Annotated in this window: 5 protein-coding genes; 3 read left to right on the top strand and 2 right to left on the bottom strand. The window is 66.9% G+C overall.

Going from position 1 to position 4,597, the window contains the following annotated elements; all coding sequences use genetic code 11:
• Positions 1–1,007: F0F1 ATP synthase subunit beta (gene atpD / locus Q0480_RS16065; protein WP_299134430.1), on the top strand; the 1,007-nt coding region annotated here is incomplete at its 5' end.
• Between the two features lie 31 nt (positions 1,008–1,038).
• Entirely contained in the window at positions 1,039–1,437 is a 399-nt protein-coding gene (locus Q0480_RS16070) for a F0F1 ATP synthase subunit epsilon (RefSeq protein ID WP_299134432.1), read from the top strand.
• A 206-nt stretch (positions 1,438–1,643) separates the two neighbouring features.
• Here Q0480_RS16070 and Q0480_RS16075 read toward each other — a convergent pair whose 3' ends face one another.
• The gene (locus Q0480_RS16075; RefSeq protein ID WP_299134434.1) at positions 1,644–1,892 is read right to left on the bottom strand and encodes a hypothetical protein; all 249 of its coding nucleotides are present in this window, start codon (positions 1,890–1,892) and stop codon (positions 1,644–1,646) included.
• 277 nt (positions 1,893–2,169) lie between these two features.
• Positions 2,170–3,393 carry a urate hydroxylase PuuD gene (locus tag Q0480_RS16080; RefSeq protein WP_299134435.1) on the bottom strand — a complete coding sequence of 408 codons (1,224 nt, stop codon included), beginning with the start codon at positions 3,391–3,393 and terminating at the stop codon, positions 2,170–2,172.
• Between the two features lie 108 nt (positions 3,394–3,501).
• On the opposite strand from Q0480_RS16080, the gene Q0480_RS16085 reads away from it, so the two are divergent.
• Positions 3,502–4,437 carry a LysR family transcriptional regulator gene (locus tag Q0480_RS16085; RefSeq protein ID WP_299134438.1) on the top strand — a complete coding sequence of 312 codons (936 nt, stop codon included), beginning with the start codon at positions 3,502–3,504 and terminating at the stop codon, positions 4,435–4,437.
• The last annotated feature ends 160 nt before the right edge of the window (positions 4,438–4,597 follow it).

A 4,597-nucleotide genomic window follows, 5' to 3' on the forward strand; every position in this document is an offset into this window, starting at 1 on the left:
CCTACGCCAAGGGCGGCAAGATCGGCCTGTTCGGCGGCGCCGGCGTCGGCAAGACGGTGCTGATTCAGGAGTTGATCAACAACATCGCCAAGGTGCACTCCGGCTATTCGGTCTTCGCCGGCGTCGGCGAGCGCACCCGCGAGGGCAATGACCTCTATCACGAATTCATCGAATCGGGCGTCATCAACAAGGACGACCTGACCAAGTCCAAGGTGGCGCTGGTTTACGGCCAGATGAACGAGCCGCCGGGTGCCCGCGCCCGCGTCGCCCTCTCCGGCCTGACGCTGGCCGAGCAGTTCCGCGACCAGTCCGGCACCGACGTGCTGTTCTTCATCGACAATATCTTCCGCTTCACCCAGGCGGGTTCGGAAGTGTCGGCGCTGCTCGGCCGCATCCCCTCCGCCGTGGGCTATCAGCCGACGCTGGCCACCGACATGGGCCAGTTGCAGGAGCGGATCACCTCGACCCGCAACGGCTCGATCACCTCGGTTCAGGCGATCTACGTCCCGGCCGACGACCTCACCGACCCGGCGCCCGCCACCTCCTTCGCCCACCTGGACGCGACGACGGTGCTTTCCCGCGCCATCTCCGAGCTCGGCATCTACCCGGCCGTCGACCCGCTCGACTCCACCTCGCGCCTGCTCGACCCGATGGTGATCGGCGACGACCACTACCAGACCGCCCGCGCCGTGCAGGGCATCCTGCAGCGCTACAAGAGCCTTCAGGACATCATCGCCATCCTCGGCATGGACGAGCTCTCGGAAGAGGACAAGCTCACCGTCGCCCGCGCCCGCAAGATCCAGCGGTTCCTGTCGCAGCCGTTCGACGTGGCGCAGGTCTTCACCGGCTCGCCCGGCGTGCAGGTGCCGATCGAGGAGACGATCGACAGCTTCAAGCGCGTGGTCGCCGGCGAGTTCGACCATCTGCCCGAGGCCGCGTTCTACATGGTCGGCGGCATCTCCGAAGTGATCGCCAAGGCCGAGAAGATGGCCGCCGCGGCGGCCTGATCGGCGCGAGGCAAGACGAAGGGAACCGGCCATGGCCGATACGATGCAGTTCGACCTCGTCAGCCCCGAGCGCAAGCTCGCGTCGCTGGCGGCCACCAGCGTGCAGATCCCGGCCATGGACGGCGACATGACCGCCATGCCGAACCACGCGCCGTTCCTGACCACGCTGCGCCCCGGCATCGTCCGGGTCGCGGCGGGCACGGAAGTCGCCGAATTCGTGGTGACCGGCGGCTTCGCCGAAGTGTCTTCCAGCAGCGCGACCATCCTCGCCGAGCAGGCGGTGCCGCGCGCCGAGGTGAGCGGTGATCTGCTCTCCGCCCTGCTGTCGGACGCCGAAAAGGCCGTCGCCGGCGCCTCGGAAGACAACCGGATCGCCGCCGCCCAGCGCCTCCGCGACGTGACCACGCTCCAGACCATTCTCAAGGTCTGATCCAGAGGGCCCCACCGGCGGGGCCCCCTGTCCGTTTCCCGCGAGCCGCCCGGCCTTCCAGACCCGGTCTCGCCCATCCGCGAGATCGCGACAGCCACGCGCCGCCGTGCCGGGGGCACGCCCGCGGCGTGACGGCCCGCGTCCGTTCGTCAACAATCAGTCAGGGTACGCCCGTCCCGACTCGCGCGGCGTGAGTTCCGCGCTTCCTATGGCCGCAGAACAAAGGCCAGGGCGACGATCGCGCATGCGATCATTCCGCCAAGCAGGACCGCGCCGAGGATGGAAGTCCGTGTGGCCCGGGCCGGGCTGGCCCCCATCCGGGTATCGGCCACCAAATCGGAAAAGTCGTCCTCAAGCAGCACGCGGCCATGGCCCGGATCGACCGGTCCGGACAGAGGCATCGGCGCGGGCCGGACCGTCGCGGTGCGCAGCACCGGCGCCGGGATGTCGCCCATCAGATCGACCTGAGCCGCTCCATCAAGGTGCGCGGCACCCGCCGGCGACGGCCGGGTCGCGCTGCGCCATGGACCCGATACCGCGCCGGCGCGAATTCCATCCCGCCTGCTCCAGTTTTCGGCCGTTCCGCCGGCTGCCCCGACCGCTTCTATATCCACTCTCGCCACCGCCCACGCTCAGGCGCGGCATGTCAAACGCCGCGCGCCCCACGGCCGGAATGATACGCCGGTTCCGATCGCCGCCGAAGACGATTCGCGCGCTTGGTTAAGCCCCGCCTCATCCGGCGATCGCGGCCTGATACCATTGCACGATCGACCGGCGCTCGACCGGCTCGATCCCGGTGACATTGGCCGGCGGCATGGCATGCGACCGGCCGGCCTGCAGATAGATCTCGCGCGCATGCTCGGCGACCCGCTCCGGTGTGTCGAGCAGCACGCCTTTGGGTGGGAAGGTCACGCCCTCGTAGAACGGCTCGGCCGAGTGGCACATCGCGCAGCGGCCCATCACCGTGTCGCTCACCTGCTGGAACCCCTGCGCCGAGGCGAAGCGCTCGGCCATCGGCGGCAGGCCCGCCAACTCCTCCCGCTGGCTGCCCGGCGAGGTCGAGAGCCACATGATGATCACGAAGATCACCGCCGTCACCAGCCACAGCCAGGTCGGATTACCCTTCCGCGCATGAACCGTGTTGAAATAATGCCGGATGGTCACGCCCATCAGGAACACCAGACTGGCGATGATCCAGTTGTACTCCGTCCCGAACGCCAGCGGATAATGGGTCGACAGCATCAGGAACAGCACCGGCAGCGTCAGATAGTTGTTGTGCGTCGACCTCTGCTTGGCGATCACCCCGTATTTTGGATCCGGTACCCGCCCGGCCTTCAGATCCGCCACCACCACCCGCTGGTTCGGCATGATGATGAAGAACACGTTCGCCGTCATGATGGTCGCGGTGAAGGCGCCCAGATGCAGCAGCGCGGCGCGGCCGGTGAACAGATGCGTATACATCCAGGCCATGAGCACCAGAACACAATAAAGCAGCAGCATCAGCCCGGTGGTATTCTTGCCGATCGGCGACTTGCACAGGAAATCATAGATCACCCAGCCGACCCCGATCGAAGCCATCGAGATCAGAATCGCCGTCGGCGCCGACACGTCCAGCACCGCGCGATCCACCAGGAACAGTTCCGCCCCGGCGTAATAGACGATGGCCAGCATCGCGAATCCCGACAGCCAGGTCGCATAGCTCTCCCATTTGAACCAGGTGAGATGCTCCGGCATCATCTCCGGCGCCACCAGATACTTCTGGATATGGTAGAATCCGCCGCCGTGAACCTGCCATTCCTCGCCATAGGCGCCCGGCGGCAGATGGGGAACCTTGCGCAACCCGAGGTCGAGCGCGACGAAATAGAACGACGATCCGATCCAGGCTATCCCCGTGACCACATGCAGCCAGCGCACGGCGAAGGCCATCCAGTCCCAGAAAATGGCGAAATCGTACATCCAGACCCTCCAGCTTGATCCGCCCACACTGACAGAATTCGACTATCTCGCAAGTGCCGCAAATCCGCCGGCACTTTCGGGAATCGCCTGAAAATGCTAGGCTCGCCCATGTCCTACGTGAACAACCTGCGGACCTTCCTGCGCGTGTTCGAGCTCGGCTCGATGTCGGCCGCCGCCCGTGACCAGCGGGTCTCCGCCGCCGTCGCCAGCGCCCGCATCGCCGAACTGGAAAAACATCTCGGCGTGCGCCTGTTCAACCGCACCACGCGCAGCCTGCAACCGACCGAACAGGGCAATATCTTCTACAAGGGCGCGCTGAAGATCATCGAAACCATCGAGGAGGCCGAGGCCGCCATCGCCGACGTCTCGCGCAATCCGCGCGGCTCGATCCATGTCGCGGCGCCGCTCGGGATCGGCAAGCGGCTGATCGCGCCGCTGATCCCGGCCTTCAAGGATCTCTACCCCCAGATCGACATCCGCCTGCGCCTCTCGGACCGCCGGCTCGACGTCACGGCCGAGGGGCTCGACGTGATCTTCACTCTCGGCGTTCCGGAGGATTCCACCCTTCGCATCCGCACCATCGCCGACTGTCGCCGCCTGCTCTGCGCCGCCCCGGCCTACCTCGCCGCCCGCGGCAATCCCCGCGCCGGCCAGGAGTTGATCGACGCGCGCCACGACTGCCTCTTGCTGCGCTTCCCCGGCCAGCGCGAATTCGTCTGGACCCTTCAGACCCCCGACGGCCCCCGCCGCTTCGAGGTCAGCGGCCCCTTCGAATCCGACGACGGCGACGTGCTGACCGGCTGGGCGCTGGAAGGCCGCGGCATCATCCTGAAACCCGCCTTCGAGATCGCCGAACACCTCGCCTCCGGCGCCCTGATCCCGGTCGCCACCGCCACCCCGCCGCTCGACGTGAAACTGGCCAGCCTCTTCCCGCACAAGCGCCTGCAGGATCCAAAGAGCCGCCTGTTCATCGAATTCATGGTAACGGCCTGCCGCAAGTCGTTGAGCGCCATCCTCGCCGGGCTACCGGAGGCGGTGGGGTAGAGGGGTACGAACTCGGGCTGATCGGCTCGGCCCCTTGCATACCAAGGCGACGCGCCTGTCCCCGCCGCCCGCCGGCAACGTCGGGGCGATGCGCGACGTGCACTTCGCGATTTCGAGGTTACGCGAAATCGTGACGGGCATGCCCCGCGGGGGGCATGAC

Source organism: uncultured Amaricoccus sp. (assembly GCF_937891315.1).
Classification (GTDB): Bacteria; Pseudomonadota; Alphaproteobacteria; order Rhodobacterales; family Rhodobacteraceae; genus Amaricoccus.